Source organism: Aeromonas sp. A35_P, assembly GCF_002259925.1.
Classification (GTDB): Bacteria; Pseudomonadota; Gammaproteobacteria; order Enterobacterales; family Aeromonadaceae; genus Aeromonas; species Aeromonas dhakensis.
Map to the genome: position 1 here is coordinate 31,437 of NZ_NEVB01000187.1, position 25,719 is coordinate 57,155.

Consider the following 25,719-nt stretch of genomic DNA (forward strand, 5'->3'; position numbering starts at 1 on the left):
AGGCCAGACACGCGCAAAAACCTATAACAATGGGCGGGCATTCTACGCAAATCGATTTGCTCAGGCAAGGCCAATTTAGCAAAAAGTTTATTTTGTGCGCATATCTGCCGCCGTGAATAAACGCTTAACTGTAACCCATTGTGAAATCGTGTAGAATCCCCGCCATTGCTAAAATCGCAGTCATCACTGCCGTCACGTTACGAGACTTATGGACCAACAGACTATCCGTGCGCTCTGTGCCGCCGACATGACGGCGGTCAATGAACTGATCCTGGCGCGACTCCAGTCCGATGTCAGCCTGATCAACCAGCTGGGTTTCTATATTGTCAGTGCAGGCGGGAAACGGATGCGCCCCATGCTGACCGTCATGGCCGCCCGCGCACTGGGGTATGAGGGTGAGGATCACCTGAAACTGGCTGCCATCATCGAATTCATTCACACCTCCACCCTGCTGCACGACGACGTGGTCGACGAATCCGACCTGCGCCGCGGCCGGGAGACCGCTAACGCCATGTTCGGCAACGCCGCCAGCGTGCTGGTGGGTGACTACCTCTACAGCCGCTCCTTCCAGATGATGAGCGAGCTCTCCAACCTGCGGGTGATGGAGATCCTCTCCGAGGCCACCAACACCATCGCCGAAGGGGAAGTGCTGCAGCTGATGAACTGCAACGACCCGGATACCACCGAAGAGAGCTACATGACGGTCATCTATTGCAAGACCGCCAAGCTGTTCGAAGCCGCCACCCGTCTCGCCGCCGTGCTGACCCATCAGCCCGCGCCCATCGAGCAGGCGATGACCGACTACGGCAAGTATCTGGGCACCGCCTTCCAGATCATCGACGACGTGATGGACTACTGCTCCCAGAGCGACGAGATGGGCAAGAACGTGGGCGACGATCTGGCCGAAGGCAAGCCGACCCTGCCGCTGTTGCGTGCCATGGAAGTGGGTAGCCCGGAAGAGCGCCAGCTGGTGCGCGACGCCATCGAGCACCGCAACGGCATGGAGCACCTCGACCGGATCCTGGCCATCCTCGACCGTACCGGCGCGCTGGAGTACTCCCGCATGCGGGCCCGGGAAGAGGCCGACAAGGCCATCGCGGCCCTCGCCATCCTGCCGGACTCCCAACACAAGCAGGCGCTGGAAACCCTGGCCCACATGGCGGTGCAACGCAGCGCCTGATGCCAGCCGGTAGACAATAAAAAAGAGGCCAGAGGGCCTCTTTTTTATTGTCCAATTAGCCGTGCCACTGTCGTTTCAACCAGGAGCTAGCGGGCCAGCGCCCACAAGATAACGGCCCCGGCCACCACCAGACAGCCGCCTATGCGGCGCAACTGCTCGGCCGGTTGATCGCTCAGCAGTCGCAACATCTGCTGCCAGGCGCGCGGCATCAACAGCGGCCCCAGCCCTTCGAACAGCAGCAGCAATCCCAGCCCCATCAGGATGGATGTCAGCATACAACCTCCTTTCTCGTCTGAATGTGCCCCAACCACAGCACTTCGCACGCCGCCCCCCGCTGCCAGCCGATGACCGGCAAACAAAAGGGCCTGAATCATCAGGCCCTTGGGTCAAATCACGACGTGCTTACTGCTTGTTGCCGTGCGGCGACTTGAGGTAGCGGAAGAACTCGCTGTCCGGCTTGAGGACCATCAGGTCATTGCCACCGGCGAAGCTCTTGCGATAAGCCTCCATGCTGCGCACGAAGCTGAAAAACTCGGGGTCTTTCTTGTAGCTGTCGGCATAGATCTTGGCGGCCTCGGCATCCCCTTCACCACGCAGCTGACGAGCATTACTCTCGGCATCGGCGATCATGACGGTCACCTTGCGGTCGATGTCGGCACGCAGGATCTCGGCCTGCTCGCGGCCCTGGGAGCGATGCTCACGGGCTACCGCGGTCCGCTCGGCACGCATACGCTGATAGATGGAGCTGGAGACTTCCACCGGCAGGTTGATCTGCTTGATACGCACATCCACCACCTTGATGCCGAGCTCGGAGGAGCGCGCCATCTTCATCAGGGCATCTTCCATCACGGTACTGCGCTCACCAGAGACGATGTCCTTGATGGTGCGATTACCAATTTCGGAACGCAGACCGTTGTTGATCTTGCGCTTGAGCAGGTCTTCGGCCTGGATCTTGTTGCCACCGCCGGTCGCCAGGTAGTACTTGGAGAAGTCCTCGATCTTCCACTTCACGTAGGAGTCGATGATGAGGTCCTTCTTCTCGGAGGTGACGAAGCGATCGGCCTGCCCTTCCAGGGTCTGGATGCGGGCATCCATCTTGCGAACCTGGTCGATGAGCGGCACCTTGAAGTGCAGGCCCGGCTCGTACAGACGCGGCTCGCCGGATTCAACCCGCTTCACCTTGCCGAACTGCACCACGATTCCCTTCTGTCCTTCATCGACGATGAAGACCGAAGAGAAGCAGACCATGGCGGCCACAGCGATGACACCAATAGCTAGCTTTTTCATCTATCAGTTTCTCCCTGAGCTGAAACGGTCGCCGCTGCGCAGCGGGGTCGGCGTGGAGTTGGCCCCTTCGTTGGACGGCGGGGTCTGTTCAACCACAGGCGCACCTGCCGGACGAGCCGGTTGCACCGCGTTGGCCTTGCCGGAGAGCTTGTCGAGCGGCAGGTAGATCATGCTGTTGTTGCCAGCCGGCATGTCGACCACCACCTTGTTGGCCTGCTGATAGAGCTCTTCCATGGTTTCCAGGTAGATACGATCACGGGTCAGCTCGGGCGCAGCCTGATACTGGGGCAGCAGCTCGTTGAAGCGAGCGACTTCACCCTTGGCCTTCAGCACGATCTGGGACTTGTAGGCTTCAGCCTCCTGCTCCAGGCGCTTGACCTGGCCGCGGGCCTTCGGTTCCACTTCACGGGCATAGGCTTCGGCTTCACGAATGAAACGCTGTTCATCTTCCTGGGCGGAGATAGCGTCATCGAACGCATCCTTCACCTCTTCCGGCGGACGCGCCGGCAGGAAGTTGACGTCGACGATCTGCAGACCCATGTGATAGGGCTCGATGATGCTGTCGATCACCTGCCAGGTCTCCTGACGCACCTTCTCACGACCCGTGGTCAGCACATCGTCCATCCGGGTGTGACCCACCACGTAGCGCAGGGCGCTGTCGGTCGCCTGACTCAAGCTCTCGTCGGCGTTGGTCACGCTGAACAGGTACTGCTCGGGATCGACCACGCGGTACTGCACGTCCATCTCGACCCGCACCACGTTCTCGTCCTGAGTCAGCATGAAGCCGGAGGCCGGCAGGGAGCGGACCGACTCCACGTCCACCGGGATCACCCGGTCGATGAAGGTCGGTTTCCAGCGCAGGCCCGGATCCACGTTGTGGGAGTACTCGCCAAAGCGCAGCACCACGCCACGCTCGGCTTCGCGAATGGTATAGAAGCCGCTGACGACCCACACCACTACTGCCACCACCAGCGCGATGGAGAGGCCGAACTTGCCGACGTCACCACCACCCGATTTGCCGCCCCCCAGCAGACCACCAAAACGGCGGCTAACCTTGCGCAGCATTTCGTCCAGATCAGGGGGTCCCTGATTCTTGCCGTTGTTCCCCCAGGGGTCACGGTCTTTGCCGTTATTACCAGGCTCATTCCAAGCCATCAGCGTCTCCATTAATACATGCGGATGGATATCATCTCTATCGGGCCATCAACCGTTGATGAAGCCAGCAAACATTCATCTCATCGACGAATCAATGCCTGATAAAGCGTTGTAAACTCTCACCTTCTTGTTTCACGAGGCGGTTCCAGTCAGCCAGTTGCAGGCGGACTTCCAACACAAAATCCCCCTCCTCGCTGAAACCTTCCTGCTCGATGCCCTTGAGGCGATAGAGCGCACTGCGCAATCTGGCGGCCGAAGGAGGCAACTGCAGGGTGTGGTGCACCATGGAGCCGGCCAGCAGCTCGGTCAGTGCCACAAACAGATCGTCACACCCCTCGCCGGTCTGGGCAGACAGCCAGACCCGCACCGGGCGCCCCTCTTCGTCCCGCTCCAGCCCGACCGGGTGTTCACCCAGCTTGTCGATCTTGTTGCAGATCATCAGCTGGGGCCGGTCGTCGGCTTCGATCTCGGCCAGCACCTGCTGCACCGATTCGATATTCTCCTGCATCTGCTCGTCGGCACAGTCCACCACGTGCAGCAACAGATCCGCTTCGCGGGTCTCCTGCAGCGTCGCCTTGAAGGCCGCGACCAGATCATGAGGCAAGTGTCGAATAAATCCAACTGTATCCGCCAGAATCACATCACCCACATCCCGGATCACCAATTTGCGCAGGGTCGGATCCAGGGTTGCGAACAATTGGTCGGCAGCATACACGCTGGCAGCTGTAAGTTGGTTGAACAAAGTGGACTTTCCGGCGTTGGTGTAACCCACCAGAGAAACGGTCGGCACCTCGTTGCGGTTGCGGGCACGACGTCCCTGTTCCCGCTGCTTGGCCACCTTGTCGAGCCGGCGCAAAATCGCCTTGATGCGTTCACGCAACAGGCGGCGGTCGGTTTCCAGCTGGGTTTCACCCGGGCCGCGCAGGCCGATCCCCCCCTTCTGACGTTCAAGGTGGGTCCAGCCTCGCACCAGGCGAGTAGAGAGATGGCGCAACTGGGCCAGTTCGACCTGCAACTTGCCTTCGTGAGTACGGGCACGCTGAGCGAAGATATCGAGGATCAGGCCGGTCCTGTCCACTACCCGGCACTGGAACAGACGCTCCAGGTTGCGCTCCTGGGCAGGGGTCAGGGCATGGTTGAAGATGACGACGTCGGCGTCCAGCATCTGGACCTGGGACGCGATCTCTTCAGCCTTGCCGCTGCCGACAAAAAATTTGGCGCTGGGCGCACTGCGGCTGGTGGTGATCACCCCCAGCGCATTGACCCCGGCCGAGCTCACCAGCATCTTGAGCTCTTCCAGATCCTCCCGCTCACCCTCATCACTGAAGTTGACATGTACCAGAACGGCCTGTTCGCCGGCTTCATAACGGTCAAACAAGCGCTTGCTCCTTGACAGGAATCATGATGAATCTGGGTTGACGAGTCGCCTCGTCCCGGGATATCACGCCTCGGCTTCACCCTGCTCTTCGCCAGCCGCGCCCTGGGCGTGCTGGTGGTGGTTGACGGCACGGGCCGGCACCACGGTGGAGATGGCGTGCTTGTAAACCATCTGGCTCACGGTGTTCTTCAGCAAAATGACAAACTGGTCAAACGATTCGATCTGACCCTGCAGCTTGATGCCGTTCACCAAATAGATAGAAACAGGAATCCGCTCACGGCGCAGCGCATTCAAAAACGGGTCTTGGAGAGATTGCCCCTTAGCCATCTTCTTTTCCTTATAGTTTGTTGTGTTTAAACACCGGATATCAATATAACAACCTGATTATACAGGAGTGTCAAGCCACTCCGGCACGGGCGACGACCCTTGCCAGATTGCCAGACTCACCAGATTCCAACCAGGTCACATCAGACCAACCGCGCAACCAGGTCATTTGACGCTTGGCCAACTGGCGGGTGGCAACAATTCCGCGATAGCGCATCTCATCATACTCCACTTCCCCTGCCAGGTAGTCCCACATTTGGCGGTATCCCACACAGCGGATGGAGGGAAGATCCGGGGTGAGATCGCCCCGTTGGTAGAGGCCCCTGACCTCCTGTTCAAAGCCGCCCTGCAGCATCTTGTCAAAGCGCAGCTCGATGCGCTGGTGCAGCACGGCGCGATCGCTCGGTGCGATGGCAAACTGCAGCACACGATAGGGCAACCCCTCCCCCTGCACCTGGGTCAGCTCGGTGAGGGTCTTGCCGCTGATGCGGTAGACCTCGAGCGCCCGGCTGAGCCGTTGCGGGTCATTGGGATGGATGCGGGCCCCGGCCACCTGGTCGATGCGCACCAGCTCATCGTGCAGCGCCTGCCAGCCAAGGCGAGCGGCCTCCTCCTCGATGCCAGCCCGAATGGCGGGGTCGGCAGAGGGCAACGGAGAGAGCCCTTCCAGCAGCGCCTTGAAATAGAGCATGGTGCCACCCACCAGCAGCGGAATGCGGCCGCGATCGGCAATCTCTTTCATCTCCCGCAGCGCATCACGGCAAAAGTCGGCCGCCGAATAGCTCATGGCGGGATCCAGGATGTCGATCAGCCGGTGCGGCGCCTGCGCCAGTTCGGCCGGCGTAGGCTTGGCGGTGCCGATATCCATGCCGCGATAGATGAGCGCGGAATCCACGCTGATGATGTCGCAGGGCAGCGCCTGGCACAGTTCGATGGCGAGATCCGTCTTGCCGGAGGCCGTCGGCCCCATCAGAAAAATTGCAGTCGGCAAGTCAGCCACGTGAAAAACTCCCCTTGCATGGTCGCCACCCTGGCGGCGCACCTGCAAAAAACTGGTTTATGGATTCAAGAGGGCATTTCCCTCAATGGCCATCGGCGAACTCGGCCAGCACGCTCGCCAGCGACAGCGGGCGCACCATGCGAACGTCTGCCAGTTGGTCACTGAAATCGGCAACAAGTTCCGTCAGCAAGCGGTTGGCCGTGGCAAAATCATATACTTTTTCGCGACTTATCCCCTGCTCCACCAGCCATTGGCATAGTACTTCAGCCTGCTGGCCAGCATCACTGTCAGATCCACTCTCGATCAGTTGCAGCAATTCGGGTAATAAGCGCACCAGATCGGTCTGGCGCAGCAGCGCTGGCACCCGAGTCAGGATCATGGTGTCGCGCCCACCGCTTTTCAACTCCAGCCCCATCCGTTTGAGCAAACGCTCCTGCGTTTCCACCAGCGCGACCAGGTTTTTCGGCAGCTTGAAGGAGACCGGCAGCAGCAGCGGCTGGGCCGCCAGCCCCTGGCCCCAGGTTTCCAGCAGCCAGTGGCGCAGCAGCAGGCGCTCGGCCCGCACCAGCGACAGCAGGGCCAGCCGGTTGTCCCGCTCCAGCAGCAGATAGGCCTGCTCCACCAGGGTCAAGGCCCGCCATGCCCCCGCCTTGGCAGCCACGGCGGCGGCAGGCGCGGTTTCAGCCTCAGCCAGCGGCGTGCCCGGCACCGTCGGCAGGGTGGTGAGCAGCGCTCCCATGCCACGCATCGCCTCTCGGCTCGGGGGCTCGGGCGGCAGGTAGTGGCCGGGTCGCCCGGCGCCACTTCCTTCCCGCACTTCCCGGGCCGGGGCCCGGTAGTTGTGCTCGGCGCCATACCACTCGGCTCTGGGCGCTTGGCCCGGATACTCGATGGGGGCACTGACCGGCAGCTCGACCAGGGTCTCGGCCAGGGGTTGGTCGCTCCCGTCGCTTGCCGCCCCTGGCTGGCGCAGGGCGGTAAACAGCGCCTGGAAGATGAAGTCGTGAATGAGGCGCGCCTGATGAAAACGCACCTCGTGCTTGGCCGGATGAACGTTGACATCCACCTGACGCGGATCCAGCTCGATGTAGAGCACATAGGCCGCGAAGCGGTCGGCCGGCAGCAGCTCGTCATAGGCCTGGCGGATGGCGTGGTTGATCAGCTTGTCGCGCATCATGCGGCCGTTGACATAGGTGTATTGCAGATCGTTCTGCGGTCTGGCGCCGGCGGGCGTGGCCAGCCAGCCCCACAACCGCACGTCGCTGTGCTCGCTCTCCACCGCCAGCGCGTGGTGCATGAAGGGAGAGCCGCACACCGCGGCGAGCCGGCGCTCCTGCTCCGCCACCATGTTGGCGGCTTTGTACTGGCGCACCACCTTGCCGTTGTGACGCAGGATCAGGGTGACGTCGAAGCGGGAGAGCGCGATGCGGCGCACCAGCTCGTCGATGTGGGCAAACTCGGTCTTTTCGCTGCGCATGAACTTGCGCCGCGCCGGGGTGTTGAAGAAGAGGTCCACCACCTCCACCGTCGTGCCCATCGGGTGGGCCGCCGGCTTGACGGTGACGCTCATCTCGCGCCCTTCGGCCTGGGCCTGCCAGGCTTCGGACTGCTCCGCCGTACGGGAGGTAAAGGTAAGCCGTGAGACCGAGCTGATGGAGGCGAGCGCCTCGCCGCGAAAGCCCAGGCTGTTGATCCCTTCCAGATCGTCGAGAGTCGCCACCTTGGAGGTGGCGTGGCGCGACAGCGCCAGCACCAGCTCATCCTTGGCAACGCCACCGCCATTGTCGCGAATGCGAATAAGCTTGGCACCGCCCTTGTCGATGTCGATCTCGACCCGGTCGGCGCCGGCATCCAGGCTGTTTTCCACCAGCTCCTTGACCACGGAGGAGGGCCGCTCCACCACCTCACCGGCAGCAATCTGGTTGGCCAGAATCGGCGGCAATATACGGATTGGCATCGCTTACTCCTGCTGGTTGAACGGGATGGCTGTGGCAACCGCCCCGGCTGGGCGCCACGCCGCCGTATCACAGCCCGCGCTCGTCTGGCTGGCCAGAACAGGGGACAAGGTACGGATCGGCATCGCTGGCTCCTGATGGTTGAAGGTGCGGGGAATCGGTGGGGTTAGATGACGGCTCACCGGGCCCGTCCCTGCCATCGGCAGGGACGGGCCCGGCACCTCATCCAGCACTATTTTTGCGGGATATAGAGCACCTGCCCTATCTGGATGTCCCGCGACTTGAGCTTGTTGATCTCCACCAGTCGCGCCTGGCTGACCCCGTATTTCTCGGCGAGCCGGGAGAGGCTCTGCCCGCGAGTGACCACATGCCGGATCATGTTGGCCTTGTCGTTGCTCTGCACGCTGGTCACCGGCACGCTCGGCTCCTTGGCCGCTACCACGTAGGGCTTGATCACCCCGGCACCGGACGAAGAGCCGCCGACGCTGCTGACCGGCGCCCCGCCGTCGCTGCTGCGGTTCGGCTCGGTGGCCGGCATCCGGTTGGTCACCACCTGCTGCACCGGCTGCGCCGCCGGTTTGCTGACGGCGACCGGCTTGCTGGCAGGGGCGGGTCGGGTGACCGCGGCCTGCTTGTTGCTGGCCTGCCCCTTGCCGGTGAGCATGGCGCCCTTGGTCGGGTGAGCCCGGTAGTAGTTGCGGATCCCCTCGAAGATGGCGCGAGCCAGTTGATCCTGATAGCTGGAGGTCGCCAGCAGCTTCTCTTCGGCGTGGTTGGAGATAAAGCCCGTCTCCACCAGCACGGAGGGGATATCGGGCGCCTTCAACACCGCCAGACTGGCGTGCTCCGGCGCCTTCTTGTGCAACCGAGCTACCCGACCCAGCGAGCGCAGGATCTGGCGGCTGACGTCATAGCCCTCGGCACGGGACTTGTCCATCGAGAGGTCGAGGAAGGTCTGCGCCAGGTAGGGGTTGGGATCGGATTCGGCCAATACCTTGCCTACGCCCCCCAGCAGCTCGCCCTGTTTCTCCTGCTTCTCCAGCCAGCTACCCATCTCGCGGTTGGCGCGGTTGGTCGACAGCACCCAGACGGAGGCGCCGCGCGGGGTCGAGTTGTGGAAGCTGTCGGCGTGCACCGACACCAGCAGATCGGCCTTGGCCTTGCGGGCAATCTCGGAGCGCTTGTTCAGATCGACGAAGTAGTCGCCGCGCCGGGTCAACACGGCGCGCATGCCGGGTTCGCGGTCGATAAGGGCGGCCAGTTTCTGGGAAACCGCCAGGGTCACCCGCTTCTCGTAGGTGCGGCGCGGACCGATGGAGCCCGGGTCTTCCCCGCCGTGGCCCGGGTCGATGGCGATAACCACCCCCTTGCCCTTGCCACCTACCGGTGCCGCCTGAGCGGTGGCGGAGGACTTCTCTTCATAAGGCAGGTCGATCACCAGCCGGTGGCCGTAGGGGCCGGCCGGCGCCAATGGAAAGACTACCGGCTTGATGGCAGAGCTGAGATCCAGCACCAGCCGCAGCCCGCCTTTTTCCAGCGGCGAGCTTTCACGGATCTTGCGCACCAGCTCGCTCTTGTTCTCGATGCGAGCCAGGTTGGTGACGTTGCTCGCCCCTTTCAGGTCGATCACCAGCCGGTCAGGACCGGTCAGGGTGAAGTAGTTGTAATTGGGGGCGCTGCTCATGTCGAGCACCACCCGGGTGTTGTCCGGCGATGGCCACACCCGCACGCTCTTGAGCTGATTCGCCCAGGAGGGTAAGGCCAGCAGGGAGAGGGCAATAACAAGGATCAAGCGCACGTAGATGACAACCGTTCCAGAATGGCTTCGCCAATAGCAGTACGGGCATCAATCTGCACCTCGCGCTGCTCGTTTGCATAACTCAGGGTGATCTCGAGATCCGGCGCGGGCAGCCAGCCGTCGCCCTTTTCCGGCCACTCCACCAGACAGAGGGTGTTGGCGCCGAAGTAGTCGCGGATCCCCATGAACTCCAGCTCTTCCGGGTCGGCCAGCCGATAGAGATCGAAGTGATAGAGCTGCCAGTCGGCCAGCTCGTAGGGCTCCACCAGGGTGTAGGTCGGGCTCTTGACCTTGCCCTCATGACCCAGCCCCTGCACCCAGCCCCGAGTCAGGGTGGTCTTGCCGGCCCCCAGGGCCCCGTGCAGGAAGACAGTGGTCGCCTGCTGGCAGGCGTGGGCCAGACGGCCACCCAGTGCCACGGTTGCTGCCTCGTCCGGCAGTGTCATCATCAACTGTTTTGCCATGTTCTTCTTTAGCTTGTTATGGTGTCGGGATTAACCAGTCGACGGATAAAGGGCAGCAGGTCTGATGCCAGCATGCCCCGCTCTCCGTCTGCAGCGGCCAGATCGGCCGCTTCCCCGTGGATCACGGCGCCCAGTCGGGCTGCCTCGGCGGCAGACCAGCCCTGGGCCAAAAGGGCGGCGATTATACCAGATAACAGGTCGCCCATGCCGCCACTGGCCATGCCAGGATTGCCCTCGTTGCAGAGCGCCATCCCCTTGCCGTCGTGGATCAGCGTCCCCGCCCCTTTGAGCAGCACCACACCGCCGAAGCGCTGCTGCAGACGCTGTACCGCGGCAAAGCGATCCGCGGCGATCTCGGCAATGGTGCAGCCCAGCAGGCGGGCCGCCTCGCCCGGATGGGGCGTGAGCACCCAATTATCCTGATGACGGGGACATTGCGCCAGCCAATTCAATCCATCGGCATCCAATACCAGTGGCACCTGCTCGTTAACAAATGACTCAAAATGGCGCCGACCCCACTCATCCTGACCCAACCCCGGTCCCACCACCCGCACCGAGGCCCAGCTTTCCTCGCCACCGCCCTGACTGCCCATCAATTCGGCCTGATAGAGGCTGGCGGGCAGGTGATCAGGATGTTGGCACACCCGCACCAGACCGGCACCGGCCCGCAGGCAGGCGCGCGCGGCCAGCACGATGGCTCCCTGCATCCCCGCATTGCCCCCCACCAGCAACACCTTGCCGTGGGAGCCCTTGTGGGACGAGCGCTGGCGCGGCGTCAGCCTGGCGCAAAGAGAAGGATAATCGACGCGCTCGGCGGCCGCCTGCCACCCGGGCGGCGCGGTGACGCCGAGGGTGTCGCAGTCGAGCCGGCCGACGCAATCCACCCCGTCGGCGGTGAGCATGCCCTGCTTGATGCCGATGAAGGTGAGGGTACGGCTGGCGCGCACCACGGCCCCCATGGCGCAGCCGGTATCGGCATTGAGGCCGGAGGGGAGATCCACCGCCAACACGGGCACCTGCAAGCCATTGATTGTTGCGACGATCTTTGTCATGAGCGGTGACAACCGGATATGGACACCGGTGCCAAGCAGTGCATCGACCACCAGATCCGGGGCCGGCAGCCGGTCAAGCTCCCGCTCCTCGGGCGACACCACTGTGCCCCCCATCGCCAGCCACTCGTCGGCGGCCCGCCTGGCATCCCCCGTCAACTCGGCGGGATCCCGCACGGCAATCACCTAGGGCTCAAGACCCAGCTGTCTTGCCAGGCGGGCCAGCACGTAGCCGTCGCCACCGTTGTTGCCGGGGCCGGTAAAGATCCACCAGCACCGGCTGTGCGGCCAGTGGTGGGTGGCGTAGGTGCGCAGCGCCGCCCCGGCGCGCTCCATCAAGGCATAGAGGCTCAACCCCTCGCGCTCGGCCCACTCCCGCTCCAGGGCACGGATCTGTTCAGTCCGCCACAGTGATTGTGGTAAGCTTTGCCCCTCTTTCCCGCTGATAGCATCCCCGATGACCTGTTCCATGACGGCTCCTGACTCTCATCCATTGATCCGGTCCGGCGGGCACCGGGTTCATGATGCAGTATGACGGCGGCAAACGCCCCCATCGGTTAACCTTGGCAGCAAGCCCCCAGAGATGCGATACAGCATGACAGTACACTCCCATCCCGGTGCACGCTCAGGCCGCCCGCCAGCAGGACCGGCAGCGCCATGACCACGGCCGAACTTCATCAACTGGCCCAAGATATCAAGCTCTGGGCGAGCGAGCTAGGATTCGACCAGGCCGGCATCACCGACACGGATCTCACCCTCGAGGAGCCCAGGCTGCAAGCCTGGCTGGACGCGGGCTATCACGGCAGCATGGACTACATGGCGCGCCACGGCATGATGCGGGCTCGCCCCCACGAGCTGCTGCCGGGTACCTTGCGGGTGTTGTCGGTGCGGATGAACTATCTCCCGTTCGAGGCGGGCTTCGCCGCCACCCTGCGCGACCCCACCCTCGGCTACATCAGCCGCTATGCCCTGGGTCGCGACTACCACAAGCTGCTGCGCAGCCGGCTCAAGCAGCTGGGGGAGCGCATCGAGCAGCGCTGCGAGGCGCTGGGCTGGCGCCCCTTCGTCGACTCGGCCCCCATTCTGGAGCGGCCGCTGGCGGCCAAGGCCGGCCTCGGCTGGGTGGGCAAACACTCGCTGCTGCTCAACGAGTCGGCGGGATCCTTCTTCTTTCTGGGGGAGCTGCTGCTCAGTCTGCCACTGCCGCTGGATGCGCCGGTAGAGAAAGAGCAGTGCGGCAAGTGCGTGGCCTGCATCAACATCTGCCCCACCGGCGCCATTGTCGCCCCCTACGTGGTGGATGGCCGCCGCTGCATCTCCTATCTCACCATCGAGAACGACGGCCCCATCCCCGCAGAGTTCCGGCCGCTGATGGGCAACCGCATCTATGGCTGTGACGACTGCCAGCTCATCTGCCCCTGGAACCGCTATGCCAACGCCAGCCCAGAGCCCGACTTCAGCCCGCGCCCCAATCTGCATCGCCCGCCGCTGTTGACCTTGTGGGGCTGGAGCGAGAGCGAGTTCCTCAAGCACACCGAAGGCAGCCCCATTCGCCGCATCGGCTATCAGCGCTGGCGCCGCAACCTGGCGGTGGCCCTTGGCAACGGCCCGGCCAGCCAGGAGGTAATGGTGGCCCTGCAGCAGGCGCTGACTGAAGCCGAGCCCATGGTGGCCGAACATATCGAGTGGGCGCTGGCAACCCTGGCCCGGCGCCAGCAGGATGACAACAAAAAGACCCGCTTGCTGATCCGCTGCATCGAAAAAGGTCTGCCGGATCACGCATAGACGATCTGCCCCTTGCCGGATCCAGGTCATTTTTTCATGCTCTGCCGACGGTCGATGGTCGGCACAACAAAAGGAACAAGCTGATGCAGATGTTGGGAGTGGATATCGGTGGTTCGGGGATCAAGGGATGCCTGGTCGACACCGCAACGGGCGAGCTGATTGGCGAACGCCACCGGCTGGTGACGCCGCAGCCGGCCACCCCGGCCGCCGTGGCGCATACCCTCAAGGCGCTGGTGGAACACTTCGACTGGAAGGGCCCGGTGGGCTGCGGCTTTCCCGCCACCATCCACAACGGCATCGCCAAGAGTGCGGCCAACATCGACAAGAGCTGGATTGAGACCGACGTCGCCCACCTGTTCGGCGACGTGATCGGCCAGCCCTGCCACGTGCTGAATGACGCCGATGCGGCCGGTCTGGCAGAAATGCGCTACGGCAACGGCCGGGAACGCCGGGGGGTGATCATCCTCATCACGGTCGGCACCGGCATCGGCACCGCCGTGTTCGTCAACGGCCAGCTGCTGCCCAACACCGAGCTGGGTCACCTGATGCTGGAAGGGATGGTGGCCGAGCACTACTGCTCGGATGCGGTGCGCAAGCGCGAGGATCTCTCCTGGGGCCGCTGGGGCAAGCGCTTCAACAAGTACCTGGCCCGCCTCGAGTTTCTGTTTTCCCCCGACCTCTTCATCCTGGGCGGCGGCAGCGCCGCCAAGCTCGACAAGTTCATCGACAAGATTGAGACCCGGGCCCCGCTGGTGGCGGCCGCCAACCTCAATCAGGCCGGCATCATAGGCGCCGCCCTGCACGCCGCCGAGCTGACCGCCGCCCGCCAGTCGGCATGAGCCCGTCGTGAACAACAAACAGCAGAGGCCCGGCATTGCCGGGCCTCTGCTGTTTTCCCCGCACATTTTTCACTATGCGCCGCACATCTCAGCCGACAGCAGCCATCCCCTAGAGGTCGTCGAGCCGATGGGCGCCGTGCACCAGCCGGGTCAGGCGGGTCTGCTCCTGCGTGGCCAGGCCACCGAGCAACCGCACCGTCTCCTCGGTCGGACACTCCCGGGCCAGATGGCTGAGCTCACCGATGAGTTTCTCCTCCTGCCGGCACACCAGCTGCACTATGTCCTGGGTCTGGGCCGTGGCGGGCAGGTCAAGGCGCCGGATCCCGGGCAGCAGATCCTCGCTGAAACCCCGCTCCAGCCAGGTCTCCTTCACCCCTTCGCCAAGTTCGCTCAGGTAGTCCTCCAGCTGGGTACCAGCCGCCGCCTCCCGCTGCTGCAGATAGGCCAGCAGCAGCCGGCTGCGCTCGCCATCCACCTGGGTCATGAGGCGTCCGTAACAGAGTCCAAGCTGGTGATGCACCTGCTCCAGATAGAGCAGCAAGTCTTTGATTTGTTGAAATCGCATCAGGTTGCCCTCCTGTATGTCGTGCCCATTCAGTATAAAAAAACAGGCAATTGCAAGCCAAGCCAAAGCACGGCCCTTGTTGTGCTGCATCAAGAAGCCGGCCAAGAAAGCAGCGATCGACACAAAATGGAATGATTTGTGCCAAACCGGAGGGAGTAAAAGGATGAGCAGCTGAATCCGTCTCACGACTAATAAAGGAAGTAATAATGGTCTATTTGCCATCTGATATTCGGCAATCCTACTACACTGCCAAATACAATATTGATGTGAACCGGATCACCGTCGGCCTTAGTCAACCAGTGGCAATCCTTAGCACTTTTTTAGACGTCTAGATGTATAAACACGCGTTGACATGGCCATCCAGACATCTTAGCATCATCCTCCATGATGACAGAGCAACCTAGTGAAACCTCTGCCCAATTCACCCGCCTGTAGCGCCCTGTGCTTTAAGGCTGTTAGCACGGAAGAATCCATGATTAAGTTGATCAGTCTCAACAAAGTCTACGGTAAAGGCAGTGATGCCGTGCACGCCCTGCGTGATGTCAGCCTGCATGTGCCGCAAGGCAAAATTTTCGGGGTGATCGGTGCCTCCGGTGCCGGCAAGAGCACCCTCATCCGCTGCGTCAACCTGCTGGAGCGCCCGACGGATGGCCAGGTCATCGTCGACGGCCAGGAGCTGGTCGCCCTGAGCGAGCGGGATCTGACCCAGGCTCGCCGCCAGATCGGGATGATTTTCCAGCACTTCAACCTGCTGGCCTCCCGTACCGTCTCCGCCAACATCGCCTTTCCGCTGGAGCTGGCGGGCTGGAGCAAGGACAAGATCCAGAATCGGGTCACCGAGCTGCTGGCGCTGGTCGGGCTGGAAGCCCGCGCCCACGCCTATCCGTCCGAGCTGTCCGGTGGTCAGAAGCAGCGGGTCGCCATCGCCCGGGCGCTGGCCCCGGCCCCCAAGGTGCTGCTGTGCGACGAGGCCACCTCGGCCCTCGACCCACAGACCACCCGCTCGATCCTGACCCTGCTCAAGGAGATCAACGTCAAGCTGGGGCTCACCATACTGCTCATCACCCACGAGATGGACGTGGTGAAGGGGATCTGCGACGAAGTGGCCATCATCAGCGACGGCCGTCTGATCGAACAGGGCGAAGTGGCCTGGTTCTTCAGCAATGCCAAGACCCAGCTGGCACGGGATTTCATCCACTCCACCATTCACCTGGAAGTACCCCAGGAGTATCAGGATCGGATGAGTAGCGACCGGATACCTGCCAGCTATCCGCTGGTGAAGCTCGGCTTTACCGGCAGCACGGTCGACACGCCGCTCATCTCGGAGGCGAGCCGCCGCTTCAACATCGACATCAGCATTCTGAGCGCCGACATCGAGTACGCCGGCGGCGTCAAGTTCGGCTTCCTGCTGGCGGAACTGTTCGGGGATGAGGCCCAGTGCGAGGCCACCCAGCAGTTCTTCATCGACAACCATATTCAGCTGGAGGTAATGGGTTATGTCCGAAGCAATGATTAATCTGCTGTTCACGGCCCTGGGCGACACCCTCATCATGGTGTTTGCCTCCGCCCTGTTTGGCTGCCTGCTCGGTCTGCCGCTCGGCGTAGCGCTGCACGTGACCAAGGCCGGCCAGATCCTGGCCAACCCGCTGCTCAACCGCACCCTGGGCATGGTGGTCAACGTGGGTCGCTCGGTGCCCTTCATCATCCTGCTGGTGGCGATTATTCCGCTGACCCGGCTGATTGTCGGCACCAGCATCGGCACCATCGCCGCCATCGTGCCGCTGACCGTCGGTTGCATCCCCTTCATCGCCCGCCTGGTGGAAGGGGCCCTGATGGAGGTGCCGGACGGCCTGCTGGAAGCGGCCAAGGCCATGGGCGCCAAGCCATTGCAAATAATCACCAAGGTGCTGCTGCCCGAGGCCCTGCCTGGCATCCTCAACAGCGTCACCATCACCCTCGTCACGCTGGTGAACTACTCCGCCATGGCTGGTGCCATCGGGGGCGGTGGACTGGGCGATGTGGGTATTCGCTACGGCTATCAGCGCTTTGACCCGACCGTCATGCTGGTCACCGTCGTGATCCTGGTAGTGCTGGTTCAACTCATCCAGAGCGCGGGTGAGCGCCTGGTCAACAAATGTGATCATCGTTAATCGTCGATTTCTGACAGGAGGTTTTATGAAATTTGGCATCAAATCCGTTGCGGCTGCCCTGCTGGCTACCCTGGTACTGGCCGGTTGCGGTCAAAAAGAAGAGAACAAGACCCTGAAAGTGGGCGCCATCGCCGGCCCCGAGACCGAACTGGTTGAAGTGGCCGCCAAAGTGGCCAAGGAGAAATACGGCCTGACCGTCGAGGTGGTCAACTTCTCCGACTACGTCACCCCGAACGTGGCCCTGAACGATGGCAGCGTTGACGTCAACGCCTTCCAGCACAAGCCCTATCTGGATGCCCAGATCCGTGATCGCGGCTTCAAGCTGGTGCCGGTCGGCAACACCTTCGTCTACCCGATCGCCGGTTACTCCAAGAAGATCAAGGCCCTCTCCGAGCTGAAAGATGGCGCCCAGATCGCGGTGCCGAACGATCCGACCAACCTGGGCCGCTCCCTGATCCTGCTGGAGAAGCAGGGTCTGCTGAAGCTCAAGGAGGGTGCTGGTCTGGAAGCGACCGTGCTGGACATCGCCAGCAACCCGCGCAACTTCAAGATCGTCGAGCTGGAAGCCGCCCAGCTGCCGCGTTCTCTGGAAGACGTGGACTTGGCCATCATCAACAACACCTTCGCCGGTCAGATTGGCCTGACCCCGACCGAGAACGGCCTGTTTGTCGAGGACAAGGAGTCCCCCTACGTCAACCTGATCGTCGCCCGCGACAACAACAAGGACGACGAAAAGGTCAAACAGTTCGTGCAGGCCTTCCAGACCGACGACGTCTACAAGAAAGGGCTGGAACTGTTCAAAGGCGGCCTGGTGAAAGGTTGGTAATCACTCACTCGGCAAAAAAGGCCACGCAATGCGTGGCCTTTTTTATTGCTGCCGCTATCATATCGGCGAGCACGGCAACACGAACATATTCATCACATGAAAAAATGGTATCTGGCCTACTGCAAGCCAAAAGAAGAGGCCCGCGCCCGCGCCCATCTCGAAGCCCAGGGGATCGAGTCCTACTATCCCATGGTGGAAATTGAAAAACTGCGGCGGGGCAAGCGAGTCCCGGTGCGGGAGCCCATGTTCCCCAACTACCTGTTCATCTACGTGGATCTGGAAGAGGTCACCCCGGTCACCCTGAAGTCCACCCGCGGCATCAGCCGCATCATCCACTTCGGACGGGAGTGGACCGCCATCAACAGCCAGCTGGTCTATCAACTGATGAGCCGGGACGACAGCGACGAGGCGCGCGCCAGCTACGCCAACCTGCCAACCCAGGGCGACAAGGTATTGATAGAATCCGGTCCGCTGGCCGGCTTCGAGGCCATCTATCTGGAGCCGGATGGCGACAAGCGGGCGATCCTGCTGGTGAGCCTGCTCAATCAGGAGACCAGCAGCAGCTTCGAAAACCAGTCCTTCCGCCGGCTGGAGTGACCCGCCAGGCCAGAGCAACCATCAGGCTGAAAAGAAACGGGACAGGCCAAGCGGCCTGCCCCGTTCTTATGTGCATTGGCCGCCTCAGGCATCCAGCTCGAAGCGGCTGATCACCGCCGTCAAGCGGCCGGTATCCTGCGCCAGCCTGGCCACTATCTCCTCCCCCTGCTGGCTGCGCTGGCTCGACTGCCGGCTGAGCCCGGCGATCTCCTCCACCGTGCCCGCCACCTCCTGGGCCACCCGCGACTGCTGCTCGGTCGCGGTGGAGATGGCTCCCAGCTGACCCGACAAGTCCTGCACCAGCTGCAGCATGGCATCCAGGGTAGCGGTCACCGAGTCGACGGCGCCACGCCCCTCCTCCACCAGCCGGGTACCGCTGCCGACCGTGTTGACGGTCTGGCGGGTCTGCTGCTGGATGCTGGCGATGGTCTGGCTGATCTCCTCGGTGGACTGGCTGGTGCGGCTCGCCAGCAGGCGTACCTCGTCGGCCACCACCGCAAACCCGCGCCCCTGCTCGCCGGCCCGCGCCGCCTCGATGGCTGCGTTGAGCGCCAGCAGATTGGTCTGCTCGGCGATGGTGGCGATCACCTCGGTGACGCGTCCCACCTGTTCGCTCTGGCTGCTGAGCTGGCCCATCGCCTCGTTCGCCTGGGCAATCATGGCGGCAATCTGCTGCATGGTAGCCGTCATGCGGGCCAGCTCCTGGCCCCCCTGGCGGGTCTGCTGCTCGGCCTGCTGGGCAGCCCGCGCCGCTTCGGCGATATTGCCCGCCACATCCCGGGTACTGACCGACATCTGCTCGATGGCCGCCGCCACCGTATCGACCCGCTGACTCTGGCTCGCCAGGTCGGTGACGATGGCGCGGGTGGTGGTGCTCACCTCACCGCAGGCCCCGTCCACCTGCCCCACCGCCCCCTGGATCTCCCCCACCAGCTGGCGCAGCTGGCCGGACATCTGGTTGATGGAGCCCGTCAGCCCGCCCAGCTCATCCTGGCTCTGCACCGGCAGGGGGCGGGCCGGCAACCGGCCATTGGCCACCTGATCGGCCCGCAGCACCAGGCTGGCGATGTCACGGGTCAGGCGCCGACTGAACAGCAACGCCACCAGGGTGCCCAGCACAATCACGGTCAGGGTGGCCAGCAGCAGGGTGCGATTGATGGCCTGGCCGGCGCTGGTCATCTTCTGGCCCATGCTCTGCACCTCGGCGCGGGTCTCGGTCACCTGGCCAGCCAGTTGGGTCGCCAGCTGGCCGAGGGCGGGCTCAATCTCGGTCGCCATCAGATAATTGGCCTGATCCCAGTCCGGGGCCTGACGCTTCTCGATCACCTGGCCCACCAGCTCGGCAAAGGGGGTCGACATCTCCTCGAACAGCGACCAGATCCCCTTCTGCGCCTCGGTAAAGTTGGCCTCTTGCTGCTTCAGCTCGGCCACCCGCTGCTGGTGGAACTGGTAATAGTCCTGGTATTTGGTGCGATAGTCCGGATCCCCCGAGATGAGGAAGTCACGCAGGGCGGAGATGGTCGCCACCAGCGCCTTCTGGCTCGCTTCATCCCGCTGCAGGGCGGGCAGGGCCTGCTCCAGCAGCGCGCTGCCGGCCTGTCCGATGCGGCCGAGCTGGTGGTAGACCAGGCTGGAAGAGAGGATCACCAGCAGATTGATAAAACAGAAGCTGAGCAGCAACTTGCTTGAAATTTTCATGAACGTCCCTGTTCCGTTGCGGGCATCCTGCCCGATATTCACTCCCCGAGCAGCGCCGGTAACCGTTCACGCCAGGAGTCGTGCCATCCCAACAACTCCTCGCGCGGCATGGGCCGGGCAGAGAAGAAGCCCTGGCACACGTCGCACCCCAGCCGCGCCGGTAACCGTTCACGCCAGGAGTCGTGCCATCCCAACAACTCCTCGCGCGGCATGGGCCGGGCAGAGAAGAAGCCCTGGCACACGTCGCACCCCAGCCGCGCCAGCAGTCGCCAGGTGAGTTCATCCTCTACCCCTTCGGCGACGGACTTGAGCCCCAGCTTGCGGGCCAGCTCGATGCTTGACTCTATTATGGCCAAGCGGGAGGGGTCCTCAAAGCAGTGATCGACGAAAGAGCGATCCAGCTTGAGTTCGGTGAAGGGCAGCAGAGCCAGCTGCTGCATGGAGGAGTAGCCGGTTCCGAAGTCGTCGATGGAGAGGCCGAAGCCGTGCATGCGCAGGCGCGTCAGCACCTCCAGCGACTTGCCCAGATCCTGCACGAACGCGCTCTCGGTCACCTCCAGGGTGATGAGCTCGGGGTTGATGCTCCAGCGCTGACACTGGTTGATCAGGGTGTTGCACAGATCCCCCTCGATGAGGGAGGTGGTGGAGAGGTTCATCGAGAGATTGAGGGATAACCCGGTCTGCTCCCACAGATGGCCGTCCCGCAGCGACTTGCTGATGATCACCTCGGTCAGCCGATCGATGAGGCCGTTGTGCTCCGCCAGCGGAATGAAGCGAGCCGGCGAGATGAGGCCGTACTCCGGGTGCTGCCAGCGGGCCAGCGCCTCCATGCCGACCCACTGGCCGGAGCCAAAGCTCACCTTGGGTTGGTACCAGGGCAGCAGCTGATCCTGCTCCAGCGCCAGGCTCAACTCGTCCAGGGTCAGGCGGTGACCATCCTCCTCCTGGGCTCGCTCCTGCTGCGGGCGCCAGGCCCCGATCAGCTGGCTGATCTGCTGCTGGCTGGAGGGCTTCTCGATGCGCCCCAGCACCTGCAGGCCATAGGCGGCACTCATCCGCAGCACGGCCTCGACCACGTCATCCTCCAGCGCGCTGGAAAGAATGATGCCGCCGCGAAAGCCGCCAAGCGAGAGGCGGCGCAGCAGCGCCATGCCATCCATGCCCGGCATGCGCAGATCGCAAAACAGGATGTCGACCTGATGCCGCTGGCACATGGCCAGCGCTTCCACTCCATCCTGTGCCTCCAGCAGGGAAGCGTAACCGAGCCCGCGGATCTGGTGCATCAACGCCTTGCGCTGGAAGGCGTGATCTTCCACCACCATGATCACCAACTCATGCTGTGTCTTGTTCATCGAGCCATAATCCAATTTCACCTGTAATAGCGTTCATCAGCGCCAATACTGTCTGGCTCAGTTCGCTGAGCTCGTCCAGCTGCTTGAGGCGGGCCGCCGCTTCGAGCCGGGCCGCCTCCTCCGCCAATGCCTGCTGCCCCACCATGCGGGCAGCCCCCTTGATCCGATGCGCCGTCTCCACCAGAGCATACGTATCCTGCCTGGCCAGTGCCTGCATCATGTCATCTCCATCCTGGCGATTGGAATCCAGGTATTCCCGCGCCATGCTGCGCGCCACCGACTCATCACCAAACAACGAGATCCAGCGCTCCCCCTGCTCGCTGACAGGCTCAGGGGTCTGGATGGACTCCTGCACCTGGCTGCTCACCGGCAACCAGCGCATCAGTACCTGCCGCAGCGTCTCCAGGGTATAGGGTTTGAACAGCATGTCGTTCATGCCCGCCTCCTGCATCTGCAGACCGGCCTCTTCGGAGGTATCGGCCGTCACCCCGATGACGGGGGCCGATACCCCCTGTTCCCGCAGCGCCCGGGTCAGGCTGTAACCATCCATCGCCGGCATGTGGCAGTCGGTCAGCAGCAGGGCGAATCCCTGCCCCTGCCAGGTGCGCAGCGCCTTGTCGCCGTCATCCACCACCTCGGCATCCACCCCTAGGATCGCCAGCTGGCGGGCCAACAGGGCACGGTTGATGGGGTGATCGTCGGCCACCAGCACCCGCCCCTGCAGCTTGGGAACACTGGCCTCCACCGGGCTGATCGCCGCCTCACCCAGCAACTGGTGACAGGTCTCCAGCAGCAGGTCTGGGTAGAGCGGCGATTGCCCCAACCGCCACCAGGCACTCGACCCCATGCGACCGCGCAGGGCCTCCTGCGGGGAGAGCACTATGCCCTTGAGGGTCGATCGCTGCAAATGGTCCAGCCAGTCGCTGCCGAGCGCCTGCTCGAGCCAGCTCTCCTCCGCCAGCAACAAGCCACCAAGGGGCTGCTGCCACTGCTGCGGATCCATGCGATGCAGCCTGGCCCCCAGCCGCTGCATGGCGCTCTGCAGGGCAATATCTTCGCCAAACAGCCACCAATCCTGGCCAGCCAGCGGAGGTACATCCCACTGGCATCCGCTCAACGGAAACTCGAAGGTGAGCCGGGTACCGTGACCCGGTCGGCTCTCCAGCGTCAGTGAGCCCCCCATCTTCTGGGCCAGCTGATGGCAGATGGCCAGACCCAGTCCGGTGCCGCCAAAGCGTCGGGTTATGTCGGATTCCACCTGCTCGAACGGGGTGAACAGACGATCCTGCTTCTCTTCGGCGATGCCGATGCCGGTGTCGCTGACCGCGATGGTGAGTCGCTCCTGCTCAAAGCCGACCAAGATACGGATCTCGCCCCGCTCGGTAAATTTGACCGCATTGTTGAGCAGGTTGGAGAGCACCTGCCCCACCCGCACCGCATCGATGCGGGCCAGATCCGGCACCTCCGGCGCCCAGTCCAGCGTCACTTTGAGCCCCTTGCCATGAGCCAGGGTCGCGTGACCGCGGATCACGTCACAGATGACGGAGGCAAGCCGGCACTCCTGATAATGGAGCTGCAGCTGGCCCGCCTCTATCTTGGAAAAATCGAGCACGTCGTTGACCAGATAGAGCAGGTTGTTGGTGGAGGTGACCACGTTGCGCAGCAGGTAGCGCTGATCCTCGTTCAGCTCGCTCATCTGCAGCAGCTCCAGCATGCCGTGCATGCCGGAGATGGGGGTCCTCAGTTCATGGCTCATGGTGGCGAGGAAGCGGCTGCGCACCTGCATCGCCTGCTCGGCGTAGGCCCGCGCCTCCCTCAGCTCATATTCCTGGCGCTTGAGAGCCGTGATGTCCTGGATCACCCCGTTGAGGATCAGGTGCCCCTCCTCCTGCGGCACGAAGCTGCCGCGCACCTGCAGGTAGCGCGCCCCCTCCGGCCGTTCCACCTTGACCTCCAGATCGAGGGGGGCCAGGGTCTGTGCATGGTTGGCCACCTTGCTGACGAAATCCTGCAGCGCCTCCTCGGTAAAGCCGAATACCTCGCCGCCCGACTCGGCCGACAGCATCTCCTGCCGGCTGGCCCCCAGGATCTCGCTCGCCCCTTGCGAGGCATAGAGGAAACGTCCCTTGCCGGGTCCAATCCAGAGGTACTGATAGACGATGCCAGGCATGCTGTCGGTGATCTGGGTGAGGCGAGTCTCCGCCTTGCGGGCCCGCGCCTCGGCCTCCTTGATGCGGGTCACGTCGGTCAGCACCGTCAGCACCCCCAGCATGTCGCCCTTTGGCGAGCGATAGGGGCGCTTGGTATAGATGACGTGAAACATGGCACCATCCTGGCGGCGGCTGTTGCCCGCCCCTTCCAGCTGTTCGCCGCTCTGCCACACCTCCAGCTCTTCCTTCAAGACCCGCTCCCGCTCTCTGGCCGGCATGCGGTCCAGATCATCCCCCTCTTCCTGCATCGGGTCGCCAATGAAAGCATCCCGATAGGCCTGGTTGCAGAGGGTGATGCGCTGCTCGCGATCCCGCAGCACCACCATGTTGGGCAGCGAGTTGAGCAGGGTTTGCACAAACGTCAACTGCTCGTTCAATTTGAGCTCGGCCAGCTGACGCTGCACTATCTGGCGGCGCAGGGTCCGGTTCCAGCCCATGAACAGCAGTACGCAGAGCAGGAAAGCTCCCAGCCCGAAGGCGGACCAGAATGCGACCGTGGTCGGATTGATGCCGGTCTGGATGGTCAGGGCCAACCACTTGTGCTCCAGCTTGGTCATCTCCTCCGGCCGGATGGAGAGCAGCACCTTGGTCAGGATCTGCTGCAACATGGGATCCTGCTGATGCACCGCCATGGCGATAGGCACCCTCAGCTCGTTGCCGGAAAACACCACCTGATAGCGATTGTTGAACCCTTTTTGCAACGCCTGCTCCAGGGTAGTCATGCTCATCAGCACATAGTCGACCTGGTGTCCGTCCAGCAGCGGCAGCAGTTTGGTGTCGCTGCTCACCGCCACTGGGTTGGCGCCCACCTCCTTGAGTACCAGCTCCTCCACCGAGCCGCCGACGATCCCCACTCGGCGTCCCTTGAGCTGGTTGAGATTGTCCAGCTCCTCGCTTCCCTGTCTGGCGGCGATCACCCGATGGATGAAGGCATAGTCAGGGCTGAACAGGGCATATTGACGCCGATCGGCGGTCGGAGTCATGGCCGGGATGAAGTCCAGCTTGCGTGCCTGCAACAGTGCCTGGGTCTCGGCCCAGCTGCTGGTGGGAACCAGGGTGAACCGTAGGCCAGAGCGCAGGCTCACCAGCTTGAGCAGGTCGGCGATGAAGCCCTTGAGCTGACCGCTACCGTCAATCTCGCTCACCGCCGGCCAGTCCGGTGCCACCCCAAAACGCAGAGTCGGGTGGCGGGCCAGCCAGTCCAGTTCACTCTGGTTGAACACTATCTGACGGGGACCGTTGGTCAGCTCATAGTCGACTATCCCGCCGGTCTCCAGAATGCGGCGCCGCTCATCCAGCGGAATGTCGTTGAGGGCCAGCTCCAGCAGACCGAGCAGCCCCTGATTGTCGGGGCCCACCGCCATGGCCAGCGAGGTATCCGTCACCCACTCCGGGGTGATCACCTTGAGCCCTGTCTGTGGTTGCAGCCGCTGCTGGCGCATCAGGGAGGGCAGGTCGGAGAGATAGGCATCCGCCAGCCCCTTCTTGACCATGAAAACCGCCTCGTCACTGCTGTCCGCCTCGGTCAACTGGCTCATTCCAAGCTCTGCCAACTCCTCGCAGGAGCTGAAACCGTGCTCGCACACCCAGCGCAACCGGCGAGCCTCAGCCAGGGTCGGCTCCCCCTCATCCCGTGTCAGCAGAACGGCGCGCGGCAGGGTCATCAGATCCGAGGTAAAACGCATCTGCTGCTGGCGCGACTGGCTCGGCGTCACGCCGATCAGCATGTCCACCTCCCCATCAAGCAACGCCTGCTGGGTCGCTGCGTAGTAGGGATAGGTCTTGTAGCGCACGGTCAGCCCCAACCGGTCGGCAATCAGTTTGGCAAAGTCGTCGAGCGGGCCGCTGAAGCCGCCCCGCCCGTTGGTGTAGATGTAGGGTGGCCAGGCCATCGATGGCATGCCTACCACCAGGTCGCTACGCGAGGCGAGCCACAATCGCTCCGCCAGCCCCAGCTGATCCCTGTCCAGAGAGGCTTCTGCCGCAGCCACATGGCCACAACAGATAAACCAGCACAATAAAATAGCGCGAATGCAAAGGCGCAACATGGATGACTCCTGAACAGATCGGAGAGCGATCATAGGGATTTTGGCAAAATGTGCGAATA

Annotated in this window: 20 protein-coding genes and 1 pseudogene; 7 read left to right on the forward strand and 14 right to left on the reverse strand. The window is 63.0% G+C overall.

From position 1 onward, the window contains the following. Positions 1–208: 208 nt before the first annotated feature. Positions 209–1,180 (forward strand): octaprenyl diphosphate synthase, encoded by a 972-nt coding sequence (gene ispB / locus CAK78_RS11895; RefSeq protein ID WP_005304213.1) that lies wholly within the window; start codon positions 209–211, stop codon positions 1,178–1,180. Positions 1,181–1,266: 86 nt separating this feature from the next. On the opposite strand, the gene CAK78_RS11900 is transcribed toward ispB, so the two are convergent. The 10 genes and pseudogenes from CAK78_RS11900 to CAK78_RS11945 form a co-directional block, all read right to left on the reverse strand. Next, positions 1,267–1,455 (reverse strand): DUF2065 domain-containing protein, encoded by a 189-nt coding sequence (locus CAK78_RS11900; RefSeq protein ID WP_005304217.1) that lies wholly within the window; start codon positions 1,453–1,455, stop codon positions 1,267–1,269. A 127-nt stretch (positions 1,456–1,582) separates the two neighbouring features. Continuing rightward, positions 1,583–2,467, reverse strand: a complete 885-nt coding sequence (gene hflC / locus CAK78_RS11905; RefSeq protein ID WP_017763855.1) for a protease modulator HflC — start codon at positions 2,465–2,467, stop codon at positions 1,583–1,585. Between the two features lie 3 nt (positions 2,468–2,470). After that, complete coding sequence (gene hflK / locus CAK78_RS11910; RefSeq protein WP_005304223.1) at positions 2,471–3,622, reverse strand: FtsH protease activity modulator HflK; 1,152 nt, start codon at positions 3,620–3,622, stop codon at positions 2,471–2,473. A 91-nt stretch (positions 3,623–3,713) separates the two neighbouring features. Continuing rightward, positions 3,714–5,000: a ribosome rescue GTPase HflX gene (gene hflX / locus CAK78_RS11915; RefSeq protein WP_005304225.1), complete on the reverse strand. Its 1,287-nt coding sequence runs from the start codon at positions 4,998–5,000 to the stop codon at positions 3,714–3,716. Between the two features lie 63 nt (positions 5,001–5,063). Beyond that, positions 5,064–5,327, reverse strand: a complete 264-nt coding sequence (hfq, locus tag CAK78_RS11920) for an RNA chaperone Hfq (RefSeq protein ID WP_005304228.1) — start codon at positions 5,325–5,327, stop codon at positions 5,064–5,066. A 70-nt stretch (positions 5,328–5,397) separates the two neighbouring features. Next, positions 5,398–6,315, reverse strand: coding sequence for a tRNA (adenosine(37)-N6)-dimethylallyltransferase MiaA (gene miaA, locus CAK78_RS11925; RefSeq protein WP_094697408.1), 918 nt, complete (start codon positions 6,313–6,315; stop codon positions 5,398–5,400). A gap of 91 nt (positions 6,316–6,406) precedes the next feature. Then, positions 6,407–8,281: a DNA mismatch repair endonuclease MutL gene (gene mutL / locus CAK78_RS11930; RefSeq protein ID WP_094697409.1), complete on the reverse strand. Its 1,875-nt coding sequence runs from the start codon at positions 8,279–8,281 to the stop codon at positions 6,407–6,409. A 230-nt stretch (positions 8,282–8,511) separates the two neighbouring features. After that, a complete protein-coding gene (locus tag CAK78_RS11935) occupies positions 8,512–10,077 on the reverse strand; it encodes an N-acetylmuramoyl-L-alanine amidase (protein ID WP_094697410.1) in 1,566 nt (521 codons plus the stop codon). Next, positions 10,068–10,541 (reverse strand): tRNA (adenosine(37)-N6)-threonylcarbamoyltransferase complex ATPase subunit type 1 TsaE, encoded by a 474-nt coding sequence (gene tsaE, locus CAK78_RS11940; RefSeq protein ID WP_005304245.1) that lies wholly within the window; start codon positions 10,539–10,541, stop codon positions 10,068–10,070. The genes CAK78_RS11935 and tsaE overlap by 10 nt, the downstream gene beginning before the upstream one ends. Before the next feature lie 8 nt (positions 10,542–10,549). Further along, positions 10,550–12,061 (reverse strand): annotated as a pseudogene (locus tag CAK78_RS11945) (NAD(P)H-hydrate dehydratase). 186 nt (positions 12,062–12,247) lie between these two features. Here CAK78_RS11945 and queG point away from each other — a divergent pair. Both queG and ppgK read left to right on the forward strand, forming a co-directional pair. Continuing rightward, entirely contained in the window at positions 12,248–13,375 is a 1,128-nt protein-coding gene (gene queG, locus CAK78_RS11950; protein ID WP_094697411.1) for a tRNA epoxyqueuosine(34) reductase QueG, read from the forward strand. A gap of 83 nt (positions 13,376–13,458) precedes the next feature. Beyond that, a complete protein-coding gene (ppgK, locus tag CAK78_RS11955; protein ID WP_094697412.1) occupies positions 13,459–14,214 on the forward strand; it encodes a polyphosphate--glucose phosphotransferase in 756 nt (251 codons plus the stop codon). A gap of 109 nt (positions 14,215–14,323) precedes the next feature. Here ppgK and CAK78_RS11960 read toward each other — a convergent pair whose 3' ends face one another. Beyond that, positions 14,324–14,779 carry a hypothetical protein gene (locus tag CAK78_RS11960; protein ID WP_094697413.1) on the reverse strand — a complete coding sequence of 152 codons (456 nt, stop codon included), beginning with the start codon at positions 14,777–14,779 and terminating at the stop codon, positions 14,324–14,326. Between the two features lie 472 nt (positions 14,780–15,251). Between CAK78_RS11960 and metN the strand changes: the two genes are divergently transcribed. From metN to rfaH, 4 genes are all read left to right on the forward strand, one after another. Then, complete coding sequence (gene metN / locus CAK78_RS11970; protein WP_094697414.1) at positions 15,252–16,295, forward strand: methionine ABC transporter ATP-binding protein MetN; 1,044 nt, start codon at positions 15,252–15,254, stop codon at positions 16,293–16,295. Beyond that, the gene (locus CAK78_RS11975; RefSeq protein WP_011704854.1) at positions 16,276–16,929 is read left to right on the forward strand and encodes a methionine ABC transporter permease; all 654 of its coding nucleotides are present in this window, start codon (positions 16,276–16,278) and stop codon (positions 16,927–16,929) included. The genes metN and CAK78_RS11975 overlap by 20 nt, the downstream gene beginning before the upstream one ends. 25 nt (positions 16,930–16,954) lie before the next feature. Next, positions 16,955–17,755, forward strand: a complete 801-nt coding sequence (gene metQ, locus CAK78_RS11980) for a methionine ABC transporter substrate-binding lipoprotein MetQ (protein ID WP_005304269.1) — start codon at positions 16,955–16,957, stop codon at positions 17,753–17,755. Between the two features lie 96 nt (positions 17,756–17,851). Further along, positions 17,852–18,352, forward strand: a complete 501-nt coding sequence (rfaH, locus tag CAK78_RS11985; protein WP_176452765.1) for a transcription/translation regulatory transformer protein RfaH — start codon at positions 17,852–17,854, stop codon at positions 18,350–18,352. A gap of 84 nt (positions 18,353–18,436) precedes the next feature. Here the strand turns inward: rfaH and CAK78_RS11990 are convergent, their stop codons facing one another. Genes CAK78_RS11990 through CAK78_RS12000 form a run of 3 tightly spaced genes read right to left on the reverse strand, consistent with a single transcriptional unit; the run spans position 18,437 to position 25,660 of the window. Then, positions 18,437–20,050 (reverse strand): methyl-accepting chemotaxis protein, encoded by a 1,614-nt coding sequence (locus CAK78_RS11990; protein ID WP_094697416.1) that lies wholly within the window; start codon positions 20,048–20,050, stop codon positions 18,437–18,439. A 38-nt stretch (positions 20,051–20,088) separates the two neighbouring features. Beyond that, on the reverse strand, positions 20,089–21,402 hold the full coding sequence (locus CAK78_RS11995; RefSeq protein WP_441296592.1) for an EAL domain-containing response regulator: 1,314 nt from the start codon (positions 21,400–21,402) through the stop codon (positions 20,089–20,091). Further along, entirely contained in the window at positions 21,383–25,660 is a 4,278-nt protein-coding gene (locus tag CAK78_RS12000) for a transporter substrate-binding domain-containing protein (protein WP_094697417.1), read from the reverse strand. Before CAK78_RS12000 ends, CAK78_RS11995 begins: the two co-directional genes overlap by 20 nt. Positions 25,661–25,719: the final 59 nt, after the last annotated feature.

What these genes read in the sequence shown, in the direction of transcription:
- ispB (WP_005304213.1), top strand. Translation starts at nt 209, where the DNA reads ATGGACCAACAGACTATCCGTGCGCTCTGTGCCGCCGACATGACGGCG.
- CAK78_RS11900 (WP_005304217.1), bottom strand. Translation starts at nt 1,455, where the DNA reads ATGCTGACATCCATCCTGATGGGGCTGGGATTGCTGCTGCTGTTCGAA.
- hflC (WP_017763855.1), bottom strand. Translation starts at nt 2,467, where the DNA reads ATGAAAAAGCTAGCTATTGGTGTCATCGCTGTGGCCGCCATGGTCTGC.
- hflK (WP_005304223.1), bottom strand. Translation starts at nt 3,622, where the DNA reads ATGGCTTGGAATGAGCCTGGTAATAACGGCAAAGACCGTGACCCCTGG.
- hfq (WP_005304228.1), bottom strand. Translation starts at nt 5,327, where the DNA reads ATGGCTAAGGGGCAATCTCTCCAAGACCCGTTTTTGAATGCGCTGCGC.
- mutL (WP_094697409.1), bottom strand. Translation starts at nt 8,281, where the DNA reads ATGCCAATCCGTATATTGCCGCCGATTCTGGCCAACCAGATTGCTGCC.
- tsaE (WP_005304245.1), bottom strand. Translation starts at nt 10,541, where the DNA reads ATGGCAAAACAGTTGATGATGACACTGCCGGACGAGGCAGCAACCGTG.
- queG (WP_094697411.1), top strand. Translation starts at nt 12,248, where the DNA reads ATGACCACGGCCGAACTTCATCAACTGGCCCAAGATATCAAGCTCTGG.
- ppgK (WP_094697412.1), top strand. Translation starts at nt 13,459, where the DNA reads ATGCAGATGTTGGGAGTGGATATCGGTGGTTCGGGGATCAAGGGATGC.
- CAK78_RS11960 (WP_094697413.1), bottom strand. Translation starts at nt 14,779, where the DNA reads ATGCGATTTCAACAAATCAAAGACTTGCTGCTCTATCTGGAGCAGGTG.
- metN (WP_094697414.1), top strand. Translation starts at nt 15,252, where the DNA reads ATGATTAAGTTGATCAGTCTCAACAAAGTCTACGGTAAAGGCAGTGAT.
- CAK78_RS11975 (WP_011704854.1), top strand. Translation starts at nt 16,276, where the DNA reads ATGTCCGAAGCAATGATTAATCTGCTGTTCACGGCCCTGGGCGACACC.
- metQ (WP_005304269.1), top strand. Translation starts at nt 16,955, where the DNA reads ATGAAATTTGGCATCAAATCCGTTGCGGCTGCCCTGCTGGCTACCCTG.
- rfaH (WP_176452765.1), top strand. Translation starts at nt 17,852, where the DNA reads ATGAAAAAATGGTATCTGGCCTACTGCAAGCCAAAAGAAGAGGCCCGC.
- CAK78_RS11990 (WP_094697416.1), bottom strand. Translation starts at nt 20,050, where the DNA reads ATGAAAATTTCAAGCAAGTTGCTGCTCAGCTTCTGTTTTATCAATCTG.
- CAK78_RS11995 (WP_441296592.1), bottom strand. Translation starts at nt 21,402, where the DNA reads ATGAACAAGACACAGCATGAGTTGGTGATCATGGTGGTGGAAGATCAC.
- CAK78_RS12000 (WP_094697417.1), bottom strand. Translation starts at nt 25,660, where the DNA reads ATGTTGCGCCTTTGCATTCGCGCTATTTTATTGTGCTGGTTTATCTGT.